The sequence below is a fragment of the Streptomyces malachitofuscus genome, assembly GCF_055571035.1.
Window position 1 is genome coordinate 219,203 of the sequence record NZ_JBVIGA010000007.1, and the last position, 20,653, is coordinate 239,855.

Sequence of the window (20,653 nt, forward strand, 5' to 3'; positions counted from 1 at the left end):
CGGGGCGGGCGGTGCGGGATCCTCAGCCGGTCAGGGCCTTGGCGGGCTTCTCCCAGGTGCGGTGTCTCGCCGTCACCGACACCAGGAGGGCCGAGACCGCCACCAGGGCCATGCCCACCGTCAGGTTGGTGCGGCCCGCCACGAAACCGATCAGTGCCGGGCCGGCCAGGAGACCGGTGGTGCCCGTGGCGGCGACCAGGGTCAGTGCCTTCGGACCCTCCGCGGCGGCGGCGACGTAGACGCACGGCGTCACCGTCGCCATGCCGAGCCCCACACAGGCGAAGCCGACGAGCGCGGGCCAGGTGCCGCCCGTCGCCAGGGCGAGGGCGAGACCCGTCCCGGCGACCACGCTGCCGACCCGGACGACACGCGCGTCACCCCAGCGCTCCCGCCAGCGGTCGCCGAGGAGGCGGGCCAGCACCATCATCACGGAGACCACGGCGATACCCAGCGGCGCGAGCCGCCCGGACGCCCCGGTCTCCTCCGTGAGATACAGCGTCGACCAGTCGGTCATGGCGCCCTCGGTGATCGTGCCCAGCAGCATGGCGGCGCCCAGCCAGAGCGCCGCCCGGCCGGCGCCGGTCAGCCTCCGCAGGCCCCTGGCCCCGGCCGCGTCCTGCGCCGACTCCTCCGCATGCGCGTCGGGTTCGTCGGTCAACAGGCCGGGCCGGGCGGAGACCAGCAGCAGCGTCAGCAGCCCCGCGGCGAGGGCGAAGTGCGCGGTCAGCGCGTGTGTCACGGCGTTCATGCCGGACGCCAGCAGCGCACCGGCGAGCGAGCCGCCGCTGAACGTGGCGTGCAACTGGGCCATCGTGGTCCGCCCGTACCGGGACTCCAGCGCCGCGCCCTGCGCGTTCATGGCGACGTTCAGACAGCCGACGGCCACCCCGTCGACGAACGCCACCGCCAGCACGAACGGGTAGTTCCCCGCGGCGGCCAGCGCCGGCAGCACCGCCACCAGGCACAGGGCCGACCACAGCGCCAGCCGCCGGGACCCCAGCCGCTTCATCAGGTGGGCGACCAGAGGGAAGGACACCGCCGCCCCGACCCCGCAGGCCATCAGCAGCAGGCCGACCCGGGTCTCGTCGAGGCCGAAGCGGTCCTTCAGGGCGGGCAGCCGGGAGACCCAGGTGGCGTACTGGAAGCCGAGGAAGCAGAACAGCGCCGCCGTGGCCAGCCGTCCGCGGCGGAAGCCGACCGGAGAAGGGGAGGGGGAGGGGGATGGGGGTGTGGATGCTGACATCAGTACTCCTCGTCCCGGGCGGCGGGGCCGCCGGTGCTGCGGCCCGGAAGCGGGCAGTACAGGTAGACGGCGTTCTCGCCGTAGCCGGCGGGGGGCGCGACGCCCGGCTCGGGCCGGTAGCCGTGGCCCGCCCAGAAGCTCTCCGTCCCGCCCACGGAGACCAGGGAGATCCGGTCGTAGGAGCGGCTCGCGGCGGCCGTGAGATGACGCAGCAGCCTGCTGCCCAGCCCCCGGCCGCGCAGGTCCTCCGCGACGACCATGTCGTGCAGATGGAGATTGCGGGAGCCGAAACGCTCGCCCTCCTCCCGGGTCAGGTCCGGGTACCGCGACGGCGGGTAGGGCAGGGAGAGGACGTAGCCGGCGATCCGGTCCCCGGCCTCCAGGACGAAGCAGGTCTCCGGTGAGGCACGGCCCCGGGACTCGAGCGCGTCCCGGCCCTCGGACAGCGAGACCGGCGCGTACACCTCCGCCTCCAGGGCGGCGATCCGCGGCCAGTCCGCCGCGGCGACGGGACGTATCCGTACGTCGTCCCGTATACAGGTGAGGGGGAGCGGACGGAAGCCGTTGAAGCCCTCGGTCGTGTAACTGGTGGCGTACGCTCCGGCGGACATCACCCAGACCGGGTCCCCCGACACCACCTCCTTCGGCACGCGCACCCGGCAGTGCTCATGGGCGTAGGCGTCGTCGCTGTCGCAGGTGGGGCCCGCGATGACGGCCAATACTGCCTCGGCGTCGGCGGCATGGGTCGGGAAGAGCAACGGGTACTGCAACTGGTCCATCTCGTACAGGCCGTTGAACTTGCCGCAGCTCAGATACAGCCAGTGCTCGAGCTGCCCGTCGGGCTGCCGACGGGACGTCAGCCGGGACACGTGCGCCCTGATCGCGCCATGGTCGGCGACCAGATGGCGTCCCGGTTCCAGCAGCACGTCCAGCGGAGCGGGGGAGAGGTCCCGCAGCGTCTGCACACCCTCGCGCAGCACGGCGAAGATCTTGTCCAGCGGGGGTTCCAGCCGTGTGCCCCTGCGGTCGGTGTAGCCGAGTGCGGGCAGGCCGCCCCCGAGGTTGACGTGGTCCGGCACGATCCCGTGGTCGTGCAGTGCCGTGAGCACGTCGGCCAGGGTGGCGAAGGCCGGCTGCCAGCCCTCGGTGGTCATCTGCTGGGATCCGACGTGCACGGACAGCCCGGCGGGGACCAGTCCCGCGTCCCGGGCCGCCGTCATCACCCGCACGGCGTCCTCCGCCGAGCAGCCGAACTTCCGGCTCAGCCCCCACAGCGCCCCCTGCCCGCTGGTCGCCAGCCGGCAGAACACCCGGGCACCGGGGGCGTGTTCGGCCAGTGCCGCCACGTCCTCCAGGCTGTCCGTGGCGAAGTCCCGGATGCCGAGCCGGTAGGCCTCCGCGATGTTCTCGTCGGACTTCACGGTGTTGCCGTAGTGGATCCGGCCGGCGGGCACCCCGGTCGCCAGGGCCTGGGCGATCTCCCGCGGGCTCGCCGCGTCGAAGCCCGAGCCCCGTTCGGCCAGACACCGCAGGACCTCGTCCACGGGACACGCCTTCATCGCGAACCGGATGCCGACGCCGGGCAGTTCCCCGGTCAGGGTGTCGAACCGGCCGGCGATACCGTCCAGGTCGTAGACCAGCTGGTCCCGGTCGGCGGCCGCGAGGGCGGTGCGGAGGGTCGTGCTCACCGGGGGGTGCTCCGCACGTCCGTGAGCCGGGCCGCTCCCACCAGGGGCTCCCAGGCCCCGATCAGGCGCACGAACTCCTCGGTGTCCCGCGCGGCCTCGTCCAGCAGGCGTTCCCGGTCCGCCGTCATGCCGCGCGCGAACTCGGCGTACTCCCCGCCCAGTCGCGCGTACGCCGACGCGACCGTGTCCAGCCGCCGCTCGTTCTCCGTACGGTCCAGCCGCACGCTCTCGGCGAGGAACGCGGCGAAGGGCGCCGGGTCGAGCCGCCCTTCGTCGTCCAGCAGGGAGGCGCCCGCGTCGGCCATCCGCTCGTAGACGTAGTGGAGGTAGAGCATCGACAGCAGGAACTTCACGAACCGCGTCTGGTACGCCAGGAAGCCGGCGTGCGTGCGGCGTTCCCCGGTGTAGTAGTTCTCGATGTGCCGGTTGTGCAGGACGCCGGGCAGTTCGGCGTCGTACACGGCGTGGATCAGGAAGTAGTCGCTGCCGATGGTCGCGGTGGCGGGCGGCAGCGGCAGCCGCTCGTACACGTCGTGGTCGAAGGCGATGTTGGACATGTCGACGCGCATCGGATCGACCAGGGTCAGCGTCGAGTGGTCGCCGGTGAAGGGCTGCGTCCCCGCGCCCTTGAAGGACTCCTCGACCAGCTCCCGCCGCTGCTCGGCGGACCAGTGGCCGGGCGCCCACAGGCCGACGACCTCCTCGTACACCTCCTTGTCGAGCTCCTGGATCCGGCCGATGTCGACGGAGAGCTCCCCGATGAAGGAGGCGCCCGCCATCGACACGGTCCGGTCGGCGAGCGCGGGATCCAGGGTCACCTCCGACACCGCGGCGACGGCGTCACGGGCCGGCTTGCCCAGGGAGGCCAGCTCGTGGTGGACGGGATGGACCGGCTCGCCCTCGAAGACCTGATAGCTGCAGTCGGAGTCGCGCCGGTGCACCGAACGGCAGCCCAGCGCGGCCGCGATCAGGAACGCCCGGTTGGTGCAGGCGCCGTACGACAGCGCGTCCGGGAGCATGAGATCGAGGACCCGTTCCGGTTCCGGGAGCGCGGCCCGGTCGACGGCGCGGCGCAGGAAGTCCCGCTGGGCCGCCTCGTCGAGATGGTGGACGACGACGCCGGGCACCTCGGGGAGCGCGGCCGCCGCCCTGGCATGGGCCGCGCGGGTCGGCTCGTCGGCGGAGTCGAGGATCAGCAGATGCACCTCGACGTCGAAGTGCCGTGCGGCGTCGACGGCTTCGGCGCCGATGGCCGTGATGGTCGCGGAGCACTCCCGATCGGTGGGGAGGGCCAGACATATCCGGTGCACGTCGGTTTCCCGCCTCATCGTGTGCGCTCGTGCCAGGTGTCGAGTCCCAGCAGCCTGCGGCCCAGACCGTCGAGTTCGGCGGGGCCGTAGCGCAGGGACTCGTGCTGCGTGGCGTCGCCGAGCAGGGTCGCGTTCCAGTCGGGGGTATTGAGCGTGCGCCAGGACTCCACCCGGGACCGGCGCAGCTGCTCGTGCTCCTCGAGGGCGGGCATCATCGACAGGTACTGCACCGCGCGCACCCCGTCGACCGAGGAGTTGCCGGCCACCCCGTGCGCCAGCATGCCGTTGAAGATCAGCAGGTCACCGGCCCCCAGCTGAGGCCGGACCACCGGGAACTCCGTGCGGTCGGTCCCGGGCCGGATCGGGTCCCGGCCGGCGGGCTGTGCGACCTTCCACTCGTCGAACCGGCGGAAGAGCTCCGGGGAGCACTGGAAGCCGCCCTGGTCCGGCTCCGTGTCGGTGAGGGCGATGATGCCCTGCACCCGCTGCGGCGGAATGCTCGCCGTGGTGTCGACGTCCCAGTGCAGCTCGATGTCGAAGCCCTCGTCCGTGGGGTCGATCAGGGAGCGCGAGCGGTTCTTCACATTGGGCGGATTGAGGTTGAGGCGGTCCAGGGTGACCCAGAGCTCCTCGCAGTCCCAGACGTCCACGAAGGCGTCGTAGACCCGCTGGGTCTGCCGGCTGTCCCAGATCCGCTGGTGGTGGTACGCCTCGACGAAGCCGTAGACGTACAGGTCCCGGTCGAGGTCCGAGCGGAAGGTGCGCTCCGGGTACCAGGTGTCGGGGCGGTGCGGGTCGAGGCCCTGGAACTCCCAGGCGAACTCCAGCAGCAGCTTGGCCGCGTCCCGGGATATCGCCTCCGGGACCACCACGTAGCCGTGGTTCTGCCAGGACGCGAACTGTTCCTCAGAGAGCACCCGCAGCGGCAGGTCCTTGGTCAGATGCCTCAGCTGCGTCGCGGCGAGGTAGGTCTCGCCGTCGGCACTGAAGTAGGGGCGCTCGGAGGCGGCGCGGTGTAAAAAGCGGTGGTGCGTCGTCATGCGGTACTCCGGGAAGGATCGGGGTCACTCACGGCATGCGGACAGGGCAGGGCGGAACGGGTCAAAAGGGGCGGGTCAGGGGAAGGTGGAGGGAAGAGAGGCGACGAAGGAATCGGTGACCGGCCGTGCCCCTACGGCCCGGCCCGGCCCACCAGGACCTCGGCGGCGGCGATGCCCGAGACGCGCGTGGCGCCGTGCGTCGCCAGATACACCGCACCGGGGCGTTCGCCCGCGGGTACGCCCATCTCGACGACGAGTGCGTCGGGCCGGCGGCGGACCAGGGAGGCGAGGGCGCGGGTCATCCATCCGTAGCGGGCGGCGTCGCGGACGACCACCACCAGCGGACGGCCGTGCGCCGGGCGCAGCGCCAGCCGGTCCAGCACCTCGTCGCCGTCCTGCAGACGGTGTTCGCCGATCCGGACGGACGTGGTGCCCGGACGCAGCGTCTTCAGTGGTTCCGCCACGCCCCACGGGGTTGCGGGGTCGATGGCGAGGGTGGTGGCGGGAGCCAGTTCCACCACGTGGGGGGCGTCCACGAGCGGGAACTCGGTGTCCCGGTCCGGCTTGTGGTGGATGTGCACGGCCCGCCGGGCCGCCGCCAGCCCGATACCGGGGGTGCCGCCGGGCCCGGGGGTGGTGCGGCGCAGGGTGCTCGCCCACTCGGCGAACTCCCGCACCCGTCCGGCCGCCTCGGCCAGCCGCTGCTCCGGCAGGCGCCCCGCCAGCACGGCACCCACCAGGGCGTCGGCCAGCCGGGCCGTGGTCGCCTCGTCGGCGTTCTCGCTGCCGACGCAGACCGCGTCCGCACCGGCGGCGACGGCCCGGACGGTGGCCCCCGGCATGCCGTAGCGGTCGGCCACGGCCCCCATCTCCACGGCGTCGGTCACGACCAGCCCGGTGAAGCCGAGTTCACCGCGCAGCAGGTCGTCGACGACGGGGCGGCTCAGGGTCGCCGGCCATCGGTCGTCGTAGGCGGGTACGAGCAGGTGCGCGGTCATCACGGCCCGTACGCCCGCGTCCATGGCGGCGATGAACGGCGGCAGCGCGGTCAGCGCGAGGGTGCCGGCGGCGGCCGAGACCTGCGGCAGCCCGTGATGGGAGTCGACCACGGTGTCACCGTGGCCGGGGAAGTGCTTGGCGCACGCGGCGACACCCGCCGACTGCAGCCCCCGCACCCAGGCGGCGGCGTGCCGGGAGACGACGTCGGAGCGCGCCCCGAAGGAGCGCACCCCGATCACCGGATTCAGCGGATTGGTGTTGACGTCGGCGCTCGGCGCGTAGTTCAGGGTGATGCCGAGGCCGTGCAGTTCCCGGCCGACATCGCGGGCGACCTGCTCGGTGACATCGATGTCGTCGAGCGTGCCGAGGGCCAGGTTGCCCGGGCGGGACGCCCCGGTGCGGGCCTCGAGCCGGGTGACGTCACCCGCCTCCTCGTCGATGGCGACCACGAGGCCGGGATGCTCCGCGTACAGGGCGCGGGTGAGCCCCGCGACCTGTTCCGGACCCTGGATGTTGCGGCCGAACAGGACGACGGAGGAGAGCCCTTCGGAGATCCGGCGGCGCACCCAGTCGGGCACCGTCGTCCCCTCGAAGCCCGGCTGGAGCACGGAGTGCGCCCACCGCGACAGCCGCGGGTGGCTCTTCTCGGTCATGCGGGACCTCCGTGCGGGTGGTGCACGCGGCGGATACCAACGGAATGCGCCACGAGTGGTTCAGACCATTTTGATGTTGGACTGGACCAATGGGCCGTGTCAAGGAAGGACTTGTCGAACTTGCCGCCAAACGCCCTGAGTTGACGGCGAAGGGCCCGGTCAGGGCGCTGGACGGGTCAATGTGGCGGTGAACTTGTAGCGCGAGCCGCGGTACACCGAGCGGACCCACTCCACCGGCGTGCCCGTTTCGTCCCGCGAGTGGCGGGAGAGCAGCAGCATCGGCAGGCCCACGTCCGTGGCGAGCAGCCCCGCCTCCCGCGGTGTCGCCGGGGAGGTTTCGATGGTCTCGTCGGCCTCCGCCAGCCGGACGCCGTACACCTCGGCCAGGGTGGTGTAGAGCGAGGTGTAGCGGCTCAGGTTGCGGCGCAGGTGGGGGAAGCGGCGGTCGGAGAGGTGGGTCGCCTCGATCGCCATGGGCTCCCCGCCGGCCAGCCGCAGCCGCTCGATGCGCAGCACCCTGTCCCCCGGCTCCATCTCCAGCAGGGCCGCCAGTTCGGCGTCGGCGGCGATGTACCCGATGTCCAGCACCTGGGAGGTGGGGCTGAGTCCCTGCGCCCGCATGTCCTCGGTGTACGAGGTCAGCTGGAGCGTCCGGTAGACCTTGGGGCGGGCGACGAACGTGCCCTTGCCCTGGATGCGGTCGAGCCGGCCCTCGCCCACCAGCTCCTGCAGGGCCTTGCGGATCGTGGTGCGGGAGGTGCGGAACTCGACGGCGAGCAGGCGCTCGGCCGGCATCGGGGAGCCCGGTGCCCGCTCGTCTGTCATCTGCAGTAACCGTTGCTTGATGCGGTAGTACTTCGGAACGCGACCGATACGGCCCGGCGCCCCCGTGTCGGCCTGGGCGCTGCTGACGTCCGTGCTCATGACCTGCCTTCCGGCTGCGGTGTCCGGCGCGCGGACGGCAGGTGCCGGCCGCGGTGCACGTCGGCGGACGGCCGGGGTCGGCGCCGCACGCTCGGCGATCCCGTTATAACGGTGAGTTCTCGCTTTGGTCTAGTCCAACCGTCAACCCATCCCCGTTTGGGTGGAGTTCTACGGCCCGGAAGAGGTGTCCGAGCCGTTATCCAGGTGTGAGTCCACGACCCTTGACAGAGCCATAGGTCTAGGCCAAGCTCCCCTTGCTGGTCTAAACCATTTAGAGGAAGCCGGGTCCCAGCCCGCCGAGCTGTTGCGCCGTTGTGGGGGTCACCGCCGAGGGCGTGGGTGTGGAAGGCATTCCTGAGGAGGGGTGGCGCGTGAAGCGCAAGCTGATAGCCGCGATCGGTGTCGCGGGCATGTTGTTCTCCGTCGCCGCGTGTGGCGGCGACGACGGTGGCAGCGACAAGAAGGCGGGCGCGGACGGCTACGCCGGCGAGACGCTCACCGTCTGGGTGATGGACGGTTCCTCTCCGGACCAGTGGCAGAAGGACCTCGCCGCCGAGTTCGAGAAGAAGACCAAGGCGAAGGTCGAGTTCGAGGTCCAGCAGTGGAACGGTATTCAGCAGAAGCTGACCACCGCGCTCTCCGAGGAGAACCCGCCGGACGTCTTCGAGATCGGCAACACCCAGACCCCGGCCTACGCCAAGACCGGCGGCCTCGCCGACCTCGCCGACCTCAAGTCGGAGATCGGCGGCGAGTGGACCGAGTCGCTCAACGAGTCGTCCGTCTTCGAGGGCAAGCAGTACGCGGCGCCCTGGTACTTCGCCAACCGCGTCGTCCTCTACAACAAGAAGGTCTGGGCGGACGCCGGCCTCAAGGAGACCCCCAAGACCCGCGACGAGTTCTACGACGCGCTCAAGACGATCGGCGAGAAGACCGACGCCGAGCCGATCTACCTGCCCGGCCAGAACTGGTACCACTTCGTCGGTCTGGTGATCGGCGAGGGCGGCGAGCTCGTCAAGAAGGACGGCGACAAGTACGTCTCCAACCTCGACGACCCGAAGGTCGTCGCCGCCGCGGAGACCTACCAGAAGTTCCAGAGCCTGTCCAAGGCCCCCAAGGACAAGGACGAGGCCACCCCGCAGCAGGGTGAGGTCTTCGCCAAGGGCAACGTCGGCGCCTTCATCGGCATGGGCTGGGAAGCCGGCATCGCGATCAAGGCCAACCCGAAGATCGAGAAGGAGATCGGCTACTTCACCATCCCGGGTGCGACCGCCGACAAGCCCGAGGGCGTCTTCCTCGGCGGCTCCAACCTCGCCGTCGCCGCCGGCAGCAAGAAGCAGGACCTCGCCAAGGAGTTCCTGAAGATCGCGCTGTCCGACAAGTTCGAGGGCCAGCTGGCCAAGCTCAACGGCGTCATCCCCAACAAGGAGTCGCTGCAGAGCAACCTCAAGGGCAACGCCCCCGCCGAGGCCGCCGCTCCGGCCGCCGCCGTCGGCGGCACCACGCCGCTGATCCCCGAGTGGGCCGCGGTCGAGAACGACCCCAACCCGATCAAGACGTACCTGACCGCCGTCCTGAACGGCAAGTCCCCGGCCGACGCCGCCAAGCAGGTCGAGGGCGAGTTCAACAAGCGCCTGGCGCAGCAGCAGTAGAAGCGCAAGCACTCCCACCGGAGCGGGGACCGGCCGTACGACGGTCCCCGCCCCGGCGTTGAACAGGCCGAGAAGAGAGATCGCGAGCATGACCGTGCAGACCGAACGGCCGCCCTCCGGCCCGGCGGACGTCCGCAAAGCGGACGACGGAGGCCCCGGCGGGCAGAAAACGAGAGCCGCGTCGCGCGCCGGCGCGCTCGCCCCGTACCTGTTGCTGCTGCCCGCCTGCGTGGCCACCGTGCTGCTGCTGGGCTGGCCGCTGCTCAAGGACGTACTGCTGTCGTTCCAGAACCTCAACATGGCGCAGCTGATCCAGCACGTCACCGAGTGGAACGGCGTCGACAACTACAAGGAGACCCTCACCAGCGAGGACTTCTGGCGGGTCACCCTCCGCTCGATCGTGTTCACGGCGGTCAACGTCGTCCTGATCATGGTCGTGGGCACGCTGATCGGCCTGCTGCTCGCCCGCCTCGGCTCGCGGATGCGGTTCACCCTGATGGTCGGCCTGGTGCTGGCCTGGGCGATGCCCCCGGTCGCGGCGACCACGGTCTACCAGTGGCTGTTCGCCCAGCGCTTCGGTGTCGTCAACTGGGTGCTGGACAAGCTCGGCTGGCACTCCATGGCCGACTACAGCTGGACCAGCAGCCAGATGTCGACGTTCTTCGTCGTCATCCTGCTGATCGTGTGGATGTCCATCCCGTTCGTCGCGATCAGCCTCTACGCGGCGACCACCACCATCCCGAAGGAGCTCTACGAGGCCGCGTCCCTCGACGGCGCCGGCGCCTGGCGGAGCTTCACCACGGTCACCCTGCCGTTCCTGCGGCCGTTCCTGCTGGCCACGACGTTCCTGGAGATCATCTGGGTCTTCAAGGCGTTCGTCCAGGTCTTCACCTTCAACGGCGGCGGTCCCGACCGTCTCACCGAGATCCTGCCCGTCTACGCCTACGTCGAGGGCGTCGGCAACCAGCACTACGGCATGGGCGCGGCGATCGCCGTCCTGACCATCCTGATCCTGCTGGGCCTGACCGCCTACTACCTCCGGATCGTGCTCAAGCAAGAGGAGGACGAGCTGTGAAGCGCTCGCTCATCGGCCGACTGTGGCCCAACGTCACGGCCGTCGTCCTGTTCCTCGGCTTCGTCTTCCCCGTCTACTGGATGTTCGCCACGGCCTTCAAGCCGACCGGCGACATCGTCTCGGAGAACCCCGTCTGGTTCCCGACCGACGTCACCTTCGAGCACTTCCGGACGGCGGTCGACGTCGACCACTTCTGGACATACGTCACCAACTCGCTGACCGTCACCGTCCTGGCCGTCGTCTTCTCCCTGGTCATCGCGCTGGCCGGCTCCTTCGCCCTCGCCCGTATGCGGTTCAGGGGGCGGCGCCACTTCATCATCGTCTTCATGCTGGCCCAGATGGCGCCCTGGGAAGTCATGATCATCGCGATGTACATGATCGTGCGGGACGCGTCGATGCTGAACAGCCTCGTACCGCTGACGCTCTTCTACACGATGATGATCCTCCCCTTCACCATCCTGACGCTGCGCGGCTTCGTGGCCGCCGTGCCGAAGGAGCTGGAGGAGTCGGCGATGGTCGACGGCTGCACCCGGCGCCAGGCGTTCCGCCGGGTCATCCTGCCGCTGCTCGCGCCGGGACTGATGTCCACCTCGCTGTTCGGATTCATCACCGCCTGGAACGAGTTCGCCCTGGTCCTGGTGCTCAACAAGGACGCCGAGGCACAGACCCTGCCGCTGTGGCTCTCCCGGTTCCAGACCCAGTTCGGCGACGACTGGGGTGCGACCATGGCCGCGTCATCGCTCGTCTCCGTTCCGATCCTGATCCTCTTCGTCTTCCTGCAGCGCAAGGCCGTCAGCGGCCTCACCGCGGGCGCCGTGAAGGGATAACGCCACCCGATGACGACATTCACCACCGGCACCGACACCCTCACCCGGGACGCGCTGGCCGTGCTCCAGCCCGGCTTCGCCGGTACCACCGCGCCCGACTGGGTGCGCCGCCGGCTCGGCGAGGGCCTCGCCTCCGTCGCGCTCTTCGGCCGCAACGTCACCACGGCCGAGCAGGTCACCGCCCTCACCGCGCAGCTGCGGGCCGAGCGGGACGACCTGCTGGTGGCCATCGACGAGGAGAGCGGCGACGTCACCCGCCTGGAGGTCCGCACCGGTTCCTCCTTCCCCGGCAACCACGCGCTCGGCGCGGTCGACGACACCGGCCTGACCCGGGGCGTCGCCCGCGAACTGGGCCGCCGGCTCGCCGAGTGCGGGGTCAACTTCAACTGGGCGCCGTCCGCCGACGTCAACGCCAACCCCGACAACCCGGTGATCGGCGTCCGCTCCTTCGGCCGGGACACCGCCCTGGTCGCCCGGCACACCGCCGCCTACGTGGAGGGCCTGCAGTCCACCGGCGTCGCCGCCTGCACCAAGCACTTCCCCGGCCACGGCGACACCAGCGTCGACTCCCACCACGCGATCCCGCACATCGACCTCGACGCCACCACGCTGCACGAGCGTGAACTGCAGCCGTTCCGGGCGGCGATCGCGGCCGGCACCCGTGCCGTCATGAGCGCCCACATCCGGGTGCCGGTCCTCGACCCGGACCGCCCGGCCACGCTCTCCCGGCGCATTCTCACCGACCTGCTGCGCGGCGAACTCGGCTACGAGGGCCTGATCGTCACCGACGGCATGGAGATGCAGGCCATCTCCGGCACGTACGGGCTCGAGAAGGGCGTCGTCCTGGCCATCGCCGCCGGCGCCGATGCGATCTGCGTGGGCGGCGGGCTGTGCGACGAGGACACGGTGCAGAGCCTGCAGGACGCGCTGGTGTCCGCCGTGCGCTCCGGCGAACTGCCCGAGGAGCGGCTCGCCGACGCCGCGGCCCGGGTGCGCTCCCTCGCCGAATGGACCGCCCGGGTACGCCGCTCCCCGGCCGCGACGGCCGACCCCGAGCCGGAGATCGGCCTCAAGGCGGCCCGCCGCGCGGTGACCGTCACCCGCGCCGGGGCCTCGGCGCCGGTCACCGGGCCGGTGTACGTGGCCACCTTCAACCCGGCCCCGAACATCGCCGTGGGCGACGAGACCCCCTGGGGTGTCGGCGCGGAGCTGGAGCGGCTGCTCCCGGGCACCGCCACGGGCAGCTTCACCGGCGCCGACGCCGGCGACGAGGCGCTGAAGGCCGCGGCCGGCCGGCGTGTCGTCGCCGTGGTCCGCGACGAGCACCGGCACCCGTGGATGCGCACGGCGGTGGACGCCCTGCTCGCCGCCGACCCGGAGACCGTGGTGGTGGAGATGGGTGTACCCCAGTCCCCGCCGCGCGGCGCCCCGCACATCGCCACCCACGGCGCGGCACGCGTCTGCGGCGTGGCGGCGGCGGAGGCGGTCGTCGGTCAGGGGTAGATCTTCTTCCCCTCGGCGAGCATGGCGACGAACTTCTCGATGCGGGACGCCCGGGTCGCGGGCCGCTTGGCCTCCTCGATGCGGTGGAGGATCGCGTAGCGGTTGCGGCTGTCGAGGGTGCCGAAGAAGTCGCGGGCGCCGGGTGCCGCGTCCAGCGCGGCCCGCAGGTCGTCGGGGACGGTCGCCTTGCTCTGGCTCGCGTACGCGGCCTCCCAGCGGCCGTCCGCCTGCGCCCGCTCCACCTCGCGCAGTCCGGGCGGCCGCATGCGTCCTCGCTCGATGAGATCGAGGGCCTTCTGGCGGTTGACCGCCGACCAGCGGCTGCGCGGGCGGCGCGGGGTGAAGCGCTGGAGCCAGTGGGTGTCGTCGAGCCCCTTCTTGTGGCCGTCGATCCAGCCGTAGCAGAGCGCCGACTCCAGGGCGGTGGCGTAGTCGATCCCGGGGATCGAGGACCCCTTGCGCGGGATCCTCAGCCACAGTCCTTCGGTCTCACCGTGGTGTTCCTCCAGCCACGCCTCCCAGGCCTCCTGCGTCTCGAACTCGCCCACCGGTCCCACGACACGGTCCCCGTCACCAGCCATGCGCCCATGCAACCGGCTCGGGCGCTCACCGGTCAACGCGGGCGCCGACCCGGGCGTTCACCGCCCTGTCGCCGGTCCAGCCACTTGAGCATGGCCTGGTTCGTTTCTTCCGGCTTCTCCTGCTGGATCCAATGACCGCAATCCAGACTGACCACTTCCACATCCGGCACGAACTCCGTCAGTCTTTCAGACCTCGCGATCACATCGCGGTCGCCGTAGATCATGAGGGTGGGCTGTTGGATGATCGGGTCCACGTCCGCCAACAGGCGCCAGTTGCGGTCCAGGTTTCTGTACCAATTCACACTGGCCGTGAACCCAGAAGCTTCGAAAGCGGAGACGAGAACAGCCAGTTCACTGTCGCTCATGACGGGATCACCGAGTGGCGTTTCCGCTTCGGCGAGTTCGATCAACGCCATACCCGGCCCGGGCTCCCTGGGGGGCTCGTTCTTCCGGTACAGGTTGCGAAGGAACCGGCAGGTGTTGTCTTCGAACACGGCGTCCGCGACGCCTGGCTGCCGATTGAAGTGGACGAAATAGAAGTCGCCGCCAAGCATGTCCTCCATGGACTCGATCCAGGGCTTCTCTCCGCGCTCCTGATAAGGCAGGCTCAGGTTGATCACCTTGCTCACACGGTCCGGATGCAACAGGGTCAGTCCCCAGACGACGAACGCGCCCCAGTCGTGACCGACGAAGGTGGCGTCTTCGTATCCGTAGTGGTCGAGGAGTGCGACGAGGTCGCCCGACAGGTGCTCGATGTCATAGTCCGTCACTTCGGCCGGGCGGGACGAATTGCCGTAACCACGCTGGTTCGGTGCGATGACGTGGTAGCCGGCTGCGGCGAGGGCGGGCATCTGGTGGCGCCAGGAGAAGGCGTGCTCCGGCCAGCCATGGCAGAGCACGATGGGCTTTCCCGCGTTCTCTCGGCCTGCTTCGAAGACTTCGAGTTCCACTCCGTTGACCGGAATGAGGGTGGGCTTGGGAAAATCGGCTGGATGGAACATCCTCGGTGAGGTCATAGCGCCATCCTGCCGCCCGAAACCGGTCACCCCATGACCGGTTTATGTGACAGTTTTGTCGGCATGCGAACCGACCGGCTGGTGGCCATCCTCCTCATGCTGCAACGGCGCGAGCAGGTCACGGCAGCAGAGGTCTCCCGAGAGCTGGAGGTCTCCGAGCGCACCGCCCGCCGCGACCTCGACGCCCTCGCCATGGCCGGGGTGCCCGTGTACTCCGTGCAGGGCCGAGGCGGCGGCTGGCGCCTCGTGGGCGGCGCCCGTACCGACCTGTCCGGGTTGACCGCGAGTGAGGCCCGCGCCCTGTTCCTGGCCGTCGGCCCGGCGTCGGCCGCGACGCCGGCCGTGAGAGCGGCTCTGCGCAAGCTCGTCCATGCTCTGCCGGAGCCCTTCCGGGTGCAGGCCGAGGCAGCAGCGTCGTCGCTGGTCATCGACCCGCAACAATGGGGGGCGAGCCGCGTGGAGCACCGGCCGCCCCGCTTCCTCGACGCACTCCAGGACGCGGTGATCCGCGGCGTCCAGGTGCGGCTCGGCTACGTCGACAGCAAAGGCGTCGACACCCGGAGAACCGTCCACCCGCTGGGCATCGTCGCCAAAGGCCCGGCGTGGTACCTCGTCTCCAGCACCGAGACCGGCCGACGGACCTTCCGGATCGACCGCGTGTCGTCCGTCGACCCGACCGACGATCCCGTGCACCGGCCCGAGGACTTCGACCTCGCCGAGAGCTGGCGCGAGATCGCCGACGAGGTCGACCGCCGACGAACGCCGCTGGAGATCCAGGCGGTATGCACACCCCGCGGGACAGGCATACTCCGGATGGCGCTCGGCGACCGGCTCGACGTGGGGGGCTCCACGACCGACGGCCGCATCGAGGTCGTGATCCGCGGCCACAGCGAGTACATGCTCGCCGGCGAGCTCGCCGGGCTGGTCGAATGGATCGAGGTGACCGGCCCTCCGGGTGTCCGGGACCACCTGGCCGCGATCGGCAACGCGCTCGTCGAACGCTACGGCTGACCGCGCACCAGCGCGTTCCGCTCACCAGCGTGGGTCCGGCAGGCGCCCGGTCACGACGTCGGCGGGTCCGCCGGCTTGGCTCGCTGCGGGTGGACCGTCTCATGCCGGACCAGCATCGCCACGCACTCGGCGATCTTCCGGGCGCGCGTCTCGGCCCGCTTGACGGCATTGACCCGGCTGATGAGGGCGAAGCGGTTGGTCCTGGTGAGCACCTCGAACATCGCCTGCGCCGCTGGGTCGGCGGCGATCGCGGCTCGCAGGTCGGCCGGTACCTCCGCTTCCGATGACGGCGCATAGGCGGCCGTCCACCGCCCGTCGGCCTTCGCGGCGTCCACCGCGGCGCGGCCGGCGGGCAGCATCAGGCCGGCCGCCTCCAACCGGGCCACGTTGGCGACGTTGCGCTGGGACCAGACGCTGCGGGGCCGACGCGGGGTGAACCGCCTCCAGGAACTCCCCTCGTCGCGCTTGCGGGCCTGCCCGTCGATCCAGCCGAAGCACAGTGCCTCGTCGACCGCCTGCTGCCAGGTCAGCGTGGTGACGGAGCCGCCCTTCCTGGTCAGGGCGAGCCACACGCCAGGAGAGGTGGTGTGGTTGGCCAGCAGCCACGCGCGCAGCGCCGCGCCGTCAGCGACGATCAGCTCATCCAGCTCGGTTCCGGTCACCACCGCAGGCTAGTACCGCAACGGTGGCCTCCTGGACGTCGTGCTGACCATGAACAACGGCTACCCGGCCGACAAGGCCATGGCCCTGAGCGCGCAGGACGTCCGTTGTGAGCGGCAGCGCGATGGCGGAGCGTGTCGTATTGGGCCGAACGGGTGACCATGCGTAAGAATTGCCCGATGCAGACTGCCAGTGCGACAGGGGACGGAGCATGCCGGTGAGCAGCCACGATGTCACCGACGAACAGTGGGAGGGGCTCGCCCAGGTCGTCCCGCTGCGGGGCCGCGACGCGTGGCCGTCCGCGGTGGGCCACCGCGCCCTGCCCGAGGCCGAGACGGAGGCGCGACGCCGCTTCGTCGTCCTGCGCGTGAACGTCTTCGCGGACGCCCGCGACGTCGCCGAGACCCTGATGTCAGGGATACCCGTGCTGCTGGACCTGACGGGCGCGGAGGCCGACGTCGCCAAACGCGTCCTGGACTTCAGCACGGGCGTCGTCTTCGGCCTGGCCAGCGGAATGCACCGGGTCGACCGCAACGTCTTCCTCCTGACCCCGTCCGGCACGGAGGTCACGGGGCTGATGGAGGGGATGGGGATCACGGGGGCGTGAGCGCAGGGGCGCGCACGGTCCACGGGGGCGCGAGCGGCCACCGGACCCACGCCGCCCGATCGTAGGAAGGCCGCCCGGGCGGAACGGTTCGCCCCGCATCGCATCCCCTAGCGTCCCGCACATGACCTCGCCACCCCTGTCCTGCCCGGGCACGCCCCCGCCTCCCATGCCGTCGGCCGGGAGCGCGCCCGCCGCGAGCACCGCCCCCGGCACGCGGCCCGGTCTGCCGCGGGTGACCGAGCTGCTGCTCTCCGCGTTCGCCGGGCACCGTGGGGCCGCGCTTCCCCTGGGGGATCTCACGTTGATCACCGGGCCCAGCGGCAGCGGCAAGACCAGTGCGCTGCGGGCGTACGAGGCGCTCGCCCGGCTCGGCGGCGGGGCCGCACTGGAGGAGGTCTTCCCCGAGCCCGGCGGATGCGTACCGGAACGGGCCCGTTCCGACGCCCAGCACCGCCGTGGTTTCCGGATCGGCTGTACCGCCGACGGCCCCGGGGGGCCGGTCCGGCTGGAGGTCGCCGTCCAGGCGGAACCCGACCTGCGGATCGTGGGGGAGCGGCTGACGGCCGACGGGCTGGTCCTGCTGGAGACCGCGCTGCGCGATCCCCGTCGGCGCGCCGTGCAGGCGGCCTGGTACACGGCGGGAGCCACCCCGGTCACCCGGGCCCCGTTGCCGGACGACCGGCTCGGCACCGCGCTGCTGCCGCTGCGGGTCGCCGGCAAGACCCCCGGGCAGCGCCAGGTGCTCGCCGCCGCCGAGCAGATGGTCGTCGCGCTGCGCTCCGTCTTCCCCTGCGACCCCCGCCCCGACCGGATGCGCGGGCCCGTGCCGGCCGGGTCCGGCCGGCTGCTCGGCGGCTGCGACAACCTCGCCGACGTGCTGTGGCGCACCCGCACCGAGTGCGGACGCCGGCATGCGCTCCTCGTCGACGCGGTGCGCGCCGGCTGCGCCGGGCCGGTCGCCGATCTGCTCGCCGAGCCGTACGACGCCGGCCGTCTGGTCCGCGCCCTGCTGGACCGGGGCGACGGCACCCGCACCGAACTGCGGCGCCTCGGCGACGGAGAGCTGCGCTACACCGCCCTCGCGCTGGTGCTGCTCACCGGCCCCGGAGTGCTGGAGACCGACGTGCCCGGCGAGGTCCCGGCCGCGCTCCGCACCCTCACGGTCCTCGCCGACGGTCTGGACCGCTCCCTCGACCCCGGCCAGCGCACGCACCTGCTCCGGCTGGCGGCGCGGATGTGCGAGCGCGGGCACATCCGGCTGGCCGGTGCGGTGAGCGACGCCTCCTGGGCCGCGGCGGTGCCCGGAGTGACGGTGGTACACCTGGACCGTGACTGATCCGTACGACGACGAGACCCCGCGCGAGCACCTCGACCTCGCCGGACTCCAGCGCCGCCTCGCCGAGTTCGCCGCCGCGCGCGACTGGCAGCCGTACCACACCCCCAAGAACCTCGTCGCCGCGCTCAGCGTGGAGGCCTCCGAACTCCTTGAGATCTTCCAGTGGCTGACGCCCGAGGAGTCGGCCCGTGTCATGGACGACCCGGACACCGCGCACCGCGTCACCGACGAGGTCGCCGACGTCCTCGCCTATCTCCTCCAGCTGTGCGAGGTCCTCGGGGTCGACCCGCTGTCGGCGCTCGCCGCCAAGATCGACCGCAACGAGCACAGGTTCCCGGCCGGGAGGCCCCGCCCCGCGTCCCCGTGAAGGAGCCCGAGGGAGATACGGAGGAGTCGACGACTCCGTTTTCACTCTCCGTGTTCTAAAAGTCGACCTCCTCCGAATTGTTGTCCACAGATTTCGGTCTTCCTCTGGCTTTTTGTCTCACGCCCCCTCACTCTGGGTAGTGAGCAGGAGAGTTCAACGGATGCGGACGCGTGGGCAGCGCGTCGGACAGACGGGGGCAGCGCATGGACGCTGTGCGGCTCATCGTGACGAGCAGAAGGGCCCTGGCCGCGAGCCGGGGCGTACCGGAGCTGCTGACCGAGGTGTGGCAGGCGCAAGCCCTGGCGCAGGCGATAGGAAGCCGGCTCGCGGTCGCCGGGCCGCCCGAACTGCGCGGCGAGGCACTGGGGTTGACGGAGCTGGCGGGCCGCGGCTGCGGAGTGCTGGGCACCCGGGAGTTCGGTCCGGGCGAACTGCGCGCGGCCCAGCTCACCGAACTGGGCGAGGCCCGCCAGTCCCTGATGTACCTCGGCGGGCTGCTCGGCGAGGTCGGTATCGCCCTCGTGGGCATCGCCTGCTCCGTCGACGACGAGGCGACGTACTGGCAGTGCATGGAGGCCATCGACGCGGCGGACGAGTCCCGGGACCGCGTCCTGGAGATGCTCCGCAGACTGGCGGACCGCGAGGAGGTCTTACCGGAGCGGGAGGCCGGTTGACCCCACCGACCTCCCGCGCCGCCGGTTCAGCGACCCTCGTCCTCCCCCACCGCACCGGCAGCGACGCCGTCGGCTCCACCTCCCCGCCCCGGCCCCGCCGCCTGCAGATCCGCGTCCAGTGCCGACAGGTCCGCGTTCAGCGCCGCCATCAGCTCCTCCATCTGCCGCAACAGCCCCTTCGGCGGCCCCGCGGCCACCCCGCCCTGCTGCGGCACGCTCTCTTCGGACATGACGGCCTCCCCGGCCCCTGGTCCCTGCGGACCGACACCATGACACCCCGGCGCACACCGCCCGGAGCGGGAGCCGGGCGCTCCGGCTCCGCCCGAGCCAACGATCTTCACCGGAACCGGTCACACCGCACCCCCCGGCCCGCCCCGATTTCACCCGACCGTGGCCCGGGCCACGCCGGAGAGCGGGCACGGCCGCCCCCGCGCGCGAGCGTGCAGGATGGAGACATGGATCTTCGCATCTTCACCGAGCCCCAGCAGGGGGCCACCTACGACACCTTGCTCACCGTCGCCAAGGCCACCGAGGACCTGGGCTTCGACGCCTTCTTCCGCTCCGACCACTACCTCAGCATGGGCTCCTCGGACGGCCTGCCCGGCCCCACCGACGCCTGGATCACCCTGGCCGGCCTGGCCCGCGAGACCCGGCGGATCCGCCTCGGCACCCTGATGACCGCGGGCACCTTCCGCCTCCCGGGCGTGCTCGCCATCCAGGTCGCCCAGGTCGACCAGATGTCCGGCGGCCGCGTCGAACTGGGCCTGGGCGCCGGCTGGTTCGAGGAGGAGCACAAGGCGTACGGCATCCCCTTCCCGAAGGAGAAGTTCGCCCGCCTCGAGGAACAGCTGGAGATCGTCACCGGCCTGTGGGCCACCGAACCCGGCCGGACCTTCGACCACCACGGCACGTACTACGACCTCACCAGGTCCCCCGCGCTCCCCAAGCCCGCCCAGGCCAAGGTGCCGGTGCTCATCGGCGGCCACGGCGCGAAGCGCACCCCGCGCCTCGCGGCCCGGTACGCGGACGAGTTCAACATGCCCTTCGCCTCCATCGAGGACACCGAGCGCCAGTTCGCCCGGGTCCGTGACGCCGCCCGGGAAGCCGGCCGCGACCCCGACGACCTCGTCTACTCCAACGCCCTCGTCGTCTGCGTGGGCAAGGACGACCAGGAGGTCGCCCGCCGCGCCGCCGCGATCGGCCGCGAGGTCGAGGAGCTCAGGGCCAACGGGCTGGCGGGCTCCCCGGCGGAGGCCGTCGACAAGATCGGCCGCTACGCGGAGACCGGATCCCGGCGCATCTACCTCCAGGTCCTCGACCTCTCCGACCTCGACCACCTGGAGCTGATCTCCTCCCAGGTCCAGTCCCAGTTGCCGTAGGGCACGTTCGGCGGGCAGGACCGCACCCACCGGGACGGCCCCGCCCGCCGTCGGCGCCCCGAAAATCCTCGAACACCGCGGCCCCTTCCCCCGTACGCTGACCGGACGCGC

Annotated in this window: 20 protein-coding genes; 10 read left to right on the forward strand and 10 right to left on the reverse strand. The window is 71.3% G+C overall.

Translation table 11 applies throughout. From position 1 onward, the window contains the following. Window positions 1-22: 22 nt before the first annotated feature. From ACZ44S_RS12995 to ACZ44S_RS13020, 6 genes are all read right to left on the reverse strand, one after another. The gene (locus ACZ44S_RS12995; protein WP_466927858.1) at window positions 23-1,243 is read right to left on the reverse strand and encodes an MFS transporter; all 1,221 of its coding nucleotides are present in this window, start codon (window positions 1,241-1,243) and stop codon (window positions 23-25) included. Further along, window positions 1,243-2,931: a GNAT family N-acetyltransferase gene (locus ACZ44S_RS13000; protein ID WP_466927861.1), complete on the reverse strand. Its 1,689-nt coding sequence runs from the start codon at window positions 2,929-2,931 to the stop codon at window positions 1,243-1,245. Before ACZ44S_RS13000 ends, ACZ44S_RS12995 begins: the two co-directional genes overlap by 1 nt. Next, entirely contained in the window at window positions 2,928-4,259 is a 1,332-nt protein-coding gene (locus tag ACZ44S_RS13005) for a DUF6271 family protein (protein WP_466927863.1), read from the reverse strand. Before ACZ44S_RS13005 ends, ACZ44S_RS13000 begins: the two co-directional genes overlap by 4 nt. Next, the gene (locus ACZ44S_RS13010) at window positions 4,256-5,281 is read right to left on the reverse strand and encodes a phytanoyl-CoA dioxygenase family protein (protein WP_466927864.1); all 1,026 of its coding nucleotides are present in this window, start codon (window positions 5,279-5,281) and stop codon (window positions 4,256-4,258) included. Before ACZ44S_RS13010 ends, ACZ44S_RS13005 begins: the two co-directional genes overlap by 4 nt. A 131-nt stretch (window positions 5,282-5,412) precedes the next feature. Beyond that, entirely contained in the window at window positions 5,413-6,933 is a 1,521-nt protein-coding gene (locus ACZ44S_RS13015; RefSeq protein WP_466927867.1) for a glycoside hydrolase family 3 protein, read from the reverse strand. Between the two features lie 159 nt (window positions 6,934-7,092). Beyond that, a complete protein-coding gene (locus tag ACZ44S_RS13020) occupies window positions 7,093-7,857 on the reverse strand; it encodes a GntR family transcriptional regulator (protein WP_466927869.1) in 765 nt (254 codons plus the stop codon). Window positions 7,858-8,228: 371 nt separating this feature from the next. Here ACZ44S_RS13020 and ACZ44S_RS13025 point away from each other — a divergent pair, with 371 nt between their 5' ends. The 4 genes from ACZ44S_RS13025 (at window position 8,229) to ACZ44S_RS13040 (ending at window position 12,911) form a co-directional block, all read left to right on the forward strand. Continuing rightward, window positions 8,229-9,506 (forward strand): extracellular solute-binding protein, encoded by a 1,278-nt coding sequence (locus ACZ44S_RS13025; RefSeq protein WP_466927872.1) that lies wholly within the window; start codon window positions 8,229-8,231, stop codon window positions 9,504-9,506. An 88-nt stretch (window positions 9,507-9,594) separates the two neighbouring features. Continuing rightward, on the forward strand, window positions 9,595-10,581 hold the full coding sequence (locus ACZ44S_RS13030; protein WP_466927874.1) for a carbohydrate ABC transporter permease: 987 nt from the start codon (window positions 9,595-9,597) through the stop codon (window positions 10,579-10,581). After that, window positions 10,578-11,408, forward strand: a complete 831-nt coding sequence (locus ACZ44S_RS13035; protein ID WP_466927875.1) for a carbohydrate ABC transporter permease — start codon at window positions 10,578-10,580, stop codon at window positions 11,406-11,408. Before ACZ44S_RS13030 ends, ACZ44S_RS13035 begins: the two co-directional genes overlap by 4 nt. Window positions 11,409-11,417: 9 nt before the next feature. Continuing rightward, entirely contained in the window at window positions 11,418-12,911 is a 1,494-nt protein-coding gene (locus ACZ44S_RS13040; protein ID WP_466927878.1) for a glycoside hydrolase family 3 protein, read from the forward strand. On the opposite strand, the gene ACZ44S_RS13045 is transcribed toward ACZ44S_RS13040, so the two are convergent. Both ACZ44S_RS13045 and ACZ44S_RS13050 read right to left on the reverse strand, forming a co-directional pair. Beyond that, window positions 12,902-13,492: a YdeI/OmpD-associated family protein gene (locus ACZ44S_RS13045; protein ID WP_466927881.1), complete on the reverse strand. Its 591-nt coding sequence runs from the start codon at window positions 13,490-13,492 to the stop codon at window positions 12,902-12,904. The genes ACZ44S_RS13040 and ACZ44S_RS13045 overlap by 10 nt on opposite strands. Window positions 13,493-13,524: 32 nt before the next feature. Next, window positions 13,525-14,493 carry an alpha/beta fold hydrolase gene (locus ACZ44S_RS13050; protein ID WP_466928089.1) on the reverse strand — a complete coding sequence of 323 codons (969 nt, stop codon included), beginning with the start codon at window positions 14,491-14,493 and terminating at the stop codon, window positions 13,525-13,527. 78 nt (window positions 14,494-14,571) lie between these two features. Here ACZ44S_RS13050 and ACZ44S_RS13055 point away from each other — a divergent pair, with 78 nt between their 5' ends. Beyond that, window positions 14,572-15,519: a helix-turn-helix transcriptional regulator gene (locus ACZ44S_RS13055; protein ID WP_466927882.1), complete on the forward strand. Its 948-nt coding sequence runs from the start codon at window positions 14,572-14,574 to the stop codon at window positions 15,517-15,519. A gap of 50 nt (window positions 15,520-15,569) precedes the next feature. Here the strand turns inward: ACZ44S_RS13055 and ACZ44S_RS13060 are convergent, their stop codons facing one another. Beyond that, complete coding sequence (locus ACZ44S_RS13060; protein ID WP_466927884.1) at window positions 15,570-16,184, reverse strand: YdeI/OmpD-associated family protein; 615 nt, start codon at window positions 16,182-16,184, stop codon at window positions 15,570-15,572. 206 nt (window positions 16,185-16,390) lie between these two features. Here ACZ44S_RS13060 and ACZ44S_RS13065 point away from each other — a divergent pair, with 206 nt between their 5' ends. The 4 genes from ACZ44S_RS13065 to ACZ44S_RS13080 all read left to right on the forward strand — a co-directional run bounded on the left by ACZ44S_RS13065 (window position 16,391) and on the right by ACZ44S_RS13080 (window position 19,163). Further along, window positions 16,391-16,786: a cell division protein SepF gene (locus ACZ44S_RS13065; RefSeq protein WP_190164938.1), complete on the forward strand. Its 396-nt coding sequence runs from the start codon at window positions 16,391-16,393 to the stop codon at window positions 16,784-16,786. A gap of 121 nt (window positions 16,787-16,907) precedes the next feature. Continuing rightward, window positions 16,908-18,122, forward strand: coding sequence for a P-loop NTPase family protein (locus tag ACZ44S_RS13070; RefSeq protein WP_466927888.1), 1,215 nt, complete (start codon window positions 16,908-16,910; stop codon window positions 18,120-18,122). Continuing rightward, on the forward strand, window positions 18,115-18,489 hold the full coding sequence (locus ACZ44S_RS13075; protein ID WP_466927892.1) for a nucleotide pyrophosphohydrolase: 375 nt from the start codon (window positions 18,115-18,117) through the stop codon (window positions 18,487-18,489). Before ACZ44S_RS13070 ends, ACZ44S_RS13075 begins: the two co-directional genes overlap by 8 nt. Before the next feature lie 203 nt (window positions 18,490-18,692). Further along, window positions 18,693-19,163, forward strand: a complete 471-nt coding sequence (locus ACZ44S_RS13080; protein ID WP_190164935.1) for a DUF6099 family protein — start codon at window positions 18,693-18,695, stop codon at window positions 19,161-19,163. Window positions 19,164-19,189: 26 nt separating this feature from the next. Here ACZ44S_RS13080 and ACZ44S_RS13085 read toward each other — a convergent pair whose 3' ends face one another. Continuing rightward, complete coding sequence (locus tag ACZ44S_RS13085; RefSeq protein ID WP_466927893.1) at window positions 19,190-19,393, reverse strand: hypothetical protein; 204 nt, start codon at window positions 19,391-19,393, stop codon at window positions 19,190-19,192. Window positions 19,394-19,618: 225 nt separating this feature from the next. Between ACZ44S_RS13085 and ACZ44S_RS13090 the strand changes: the two genes are divergently transcribed. Further along, on the forward strand, window positions 19,619-20,542 hold the full coding sequence (locus tag ACZ44S_RS13090; RefSeq protein ID WP_466927895.1) for an LLM class F420-dependent oxidoreductase: 924 nt from the start codon (window positions 19,619-19,621) through the stop codon (window positions 20,540-20,542). The last annotated feature ends 111 nt before the right edge of the window (window positions 20,543-20,653 follow it).

Excerpts from the sequence above, each read along its gene's own strand:
- ACZ44S_RS12995 (WP_466927858.1), bottom strand. The coding sequence starts at position 1,243 with ATGTCAGCATCCACACCCCCATCCCCCTCCCCCTCCCCTTCTCCGGTC.
- ACZ44S_RS13050 (WP_466928089.1), bottom strand. The coding sequence starts at position 14,493 with ATGTTCCATCCAGCCGATTTTCCCAAGCCCACCCTCATTCCGGTCAAC.
- ACZ44S_RS13070 (WP_466927888.1), top strand. The coding sequence starts at position 16,908 with ATGACCTCGCCACCCCTGTCCTGCCCGGGCACGCCCCCGCCTCCCATG.
- ACZ44S_RS13005 (WP_466927863.1), bottom strand. The coding sequence starts at position 4,259 with ATGAGGCGGGAAACCGACGTGCACCGGATATGTCTGGCCCTCCCCACC.
- ACZ44S_RS13080 (WP_190164935.1), top strand. The coding sequence starts at position 18,693 with ATGGACGCTGTGCGGCTCATCGTGACGAGCAGAAGGGCCCTGGCCGCG.
- ACZ44S_RS13045 (WP_466927881.1), bottom strand. The coding sequence starts at position 13,492 with ATGGCTGGTGACGGGGACCGTGTCGTGGGACCGGTGGGCGAGTTCGAG.
- ACZ44S_RS13015 (WP_466927867.1), bottom strand. The coding sequence starts at position 6,933 with ATGACCGAGAAGAGCCACCCGCGGCTGTCGCGGTGGGCGCACTCCGTG.
- ACZ44S_RS13085 (WP_466927893.1), bottom strand. The coding sequence starts at position 19,393 with ATGTCCGAAGAGAGCGTGCCGCAGCAGGGCGGGGTGGCCGCGGGGCCG.
- ACZ44S_RS13020 (WP_466927869.1), bottom strand. The coding sequence starts at position 7,857 with ATGAGCACGGACGTCAGCAGCGCCCAGGCCGACACGGGGGCGCCGGGC.
- ACZ44S_RS13040 (WP_466927878.1), top strand. The coding sequence starts at position 11,418 with ATGACGACATTCACCACCGGCACCGACACCCTCACCCGGGACGCGCTG.
- ACZ44S_RS13030 (WP_466927874.1), top strand. The coding sequence starts at position 9,595 with ATGACCGTGCAGACCGAACGGCCGCCCTCCGGCCCGGCGGACGTCCGC.
- ACZ44S_RS13090 (WP_466927895.1), top strand. The coding sequence starts at position 19,619 with ATGGATCTTCGCATCTTCACCGAGCCCCAGCAGGGGGCCACCTACGAC.
- ACZ44S_RS13010 (WP_466927864.1), bottom strand. The coding sequence starts at position 5,281 with ATGACGACGCACCACCGCTTTTTACACCGCGCCGCCTCCGAGCGCCCC.
- ACZ44S_RS13055 (WP_466927882.1), top strand. The coding sequence starts at position 14,572 with ATGCGAACCGACCGGCTGGTGGCCATCCTCCTCATGCTGCAACGGCGC.
- ACZ44S_RS13065 (WP_190164938.1), top strand. The coding sequence starts at position 16,391 with ATGCCGGTGAGCAGCCACGATGTCACCGACGAACAGTGGGAGGGGCTC.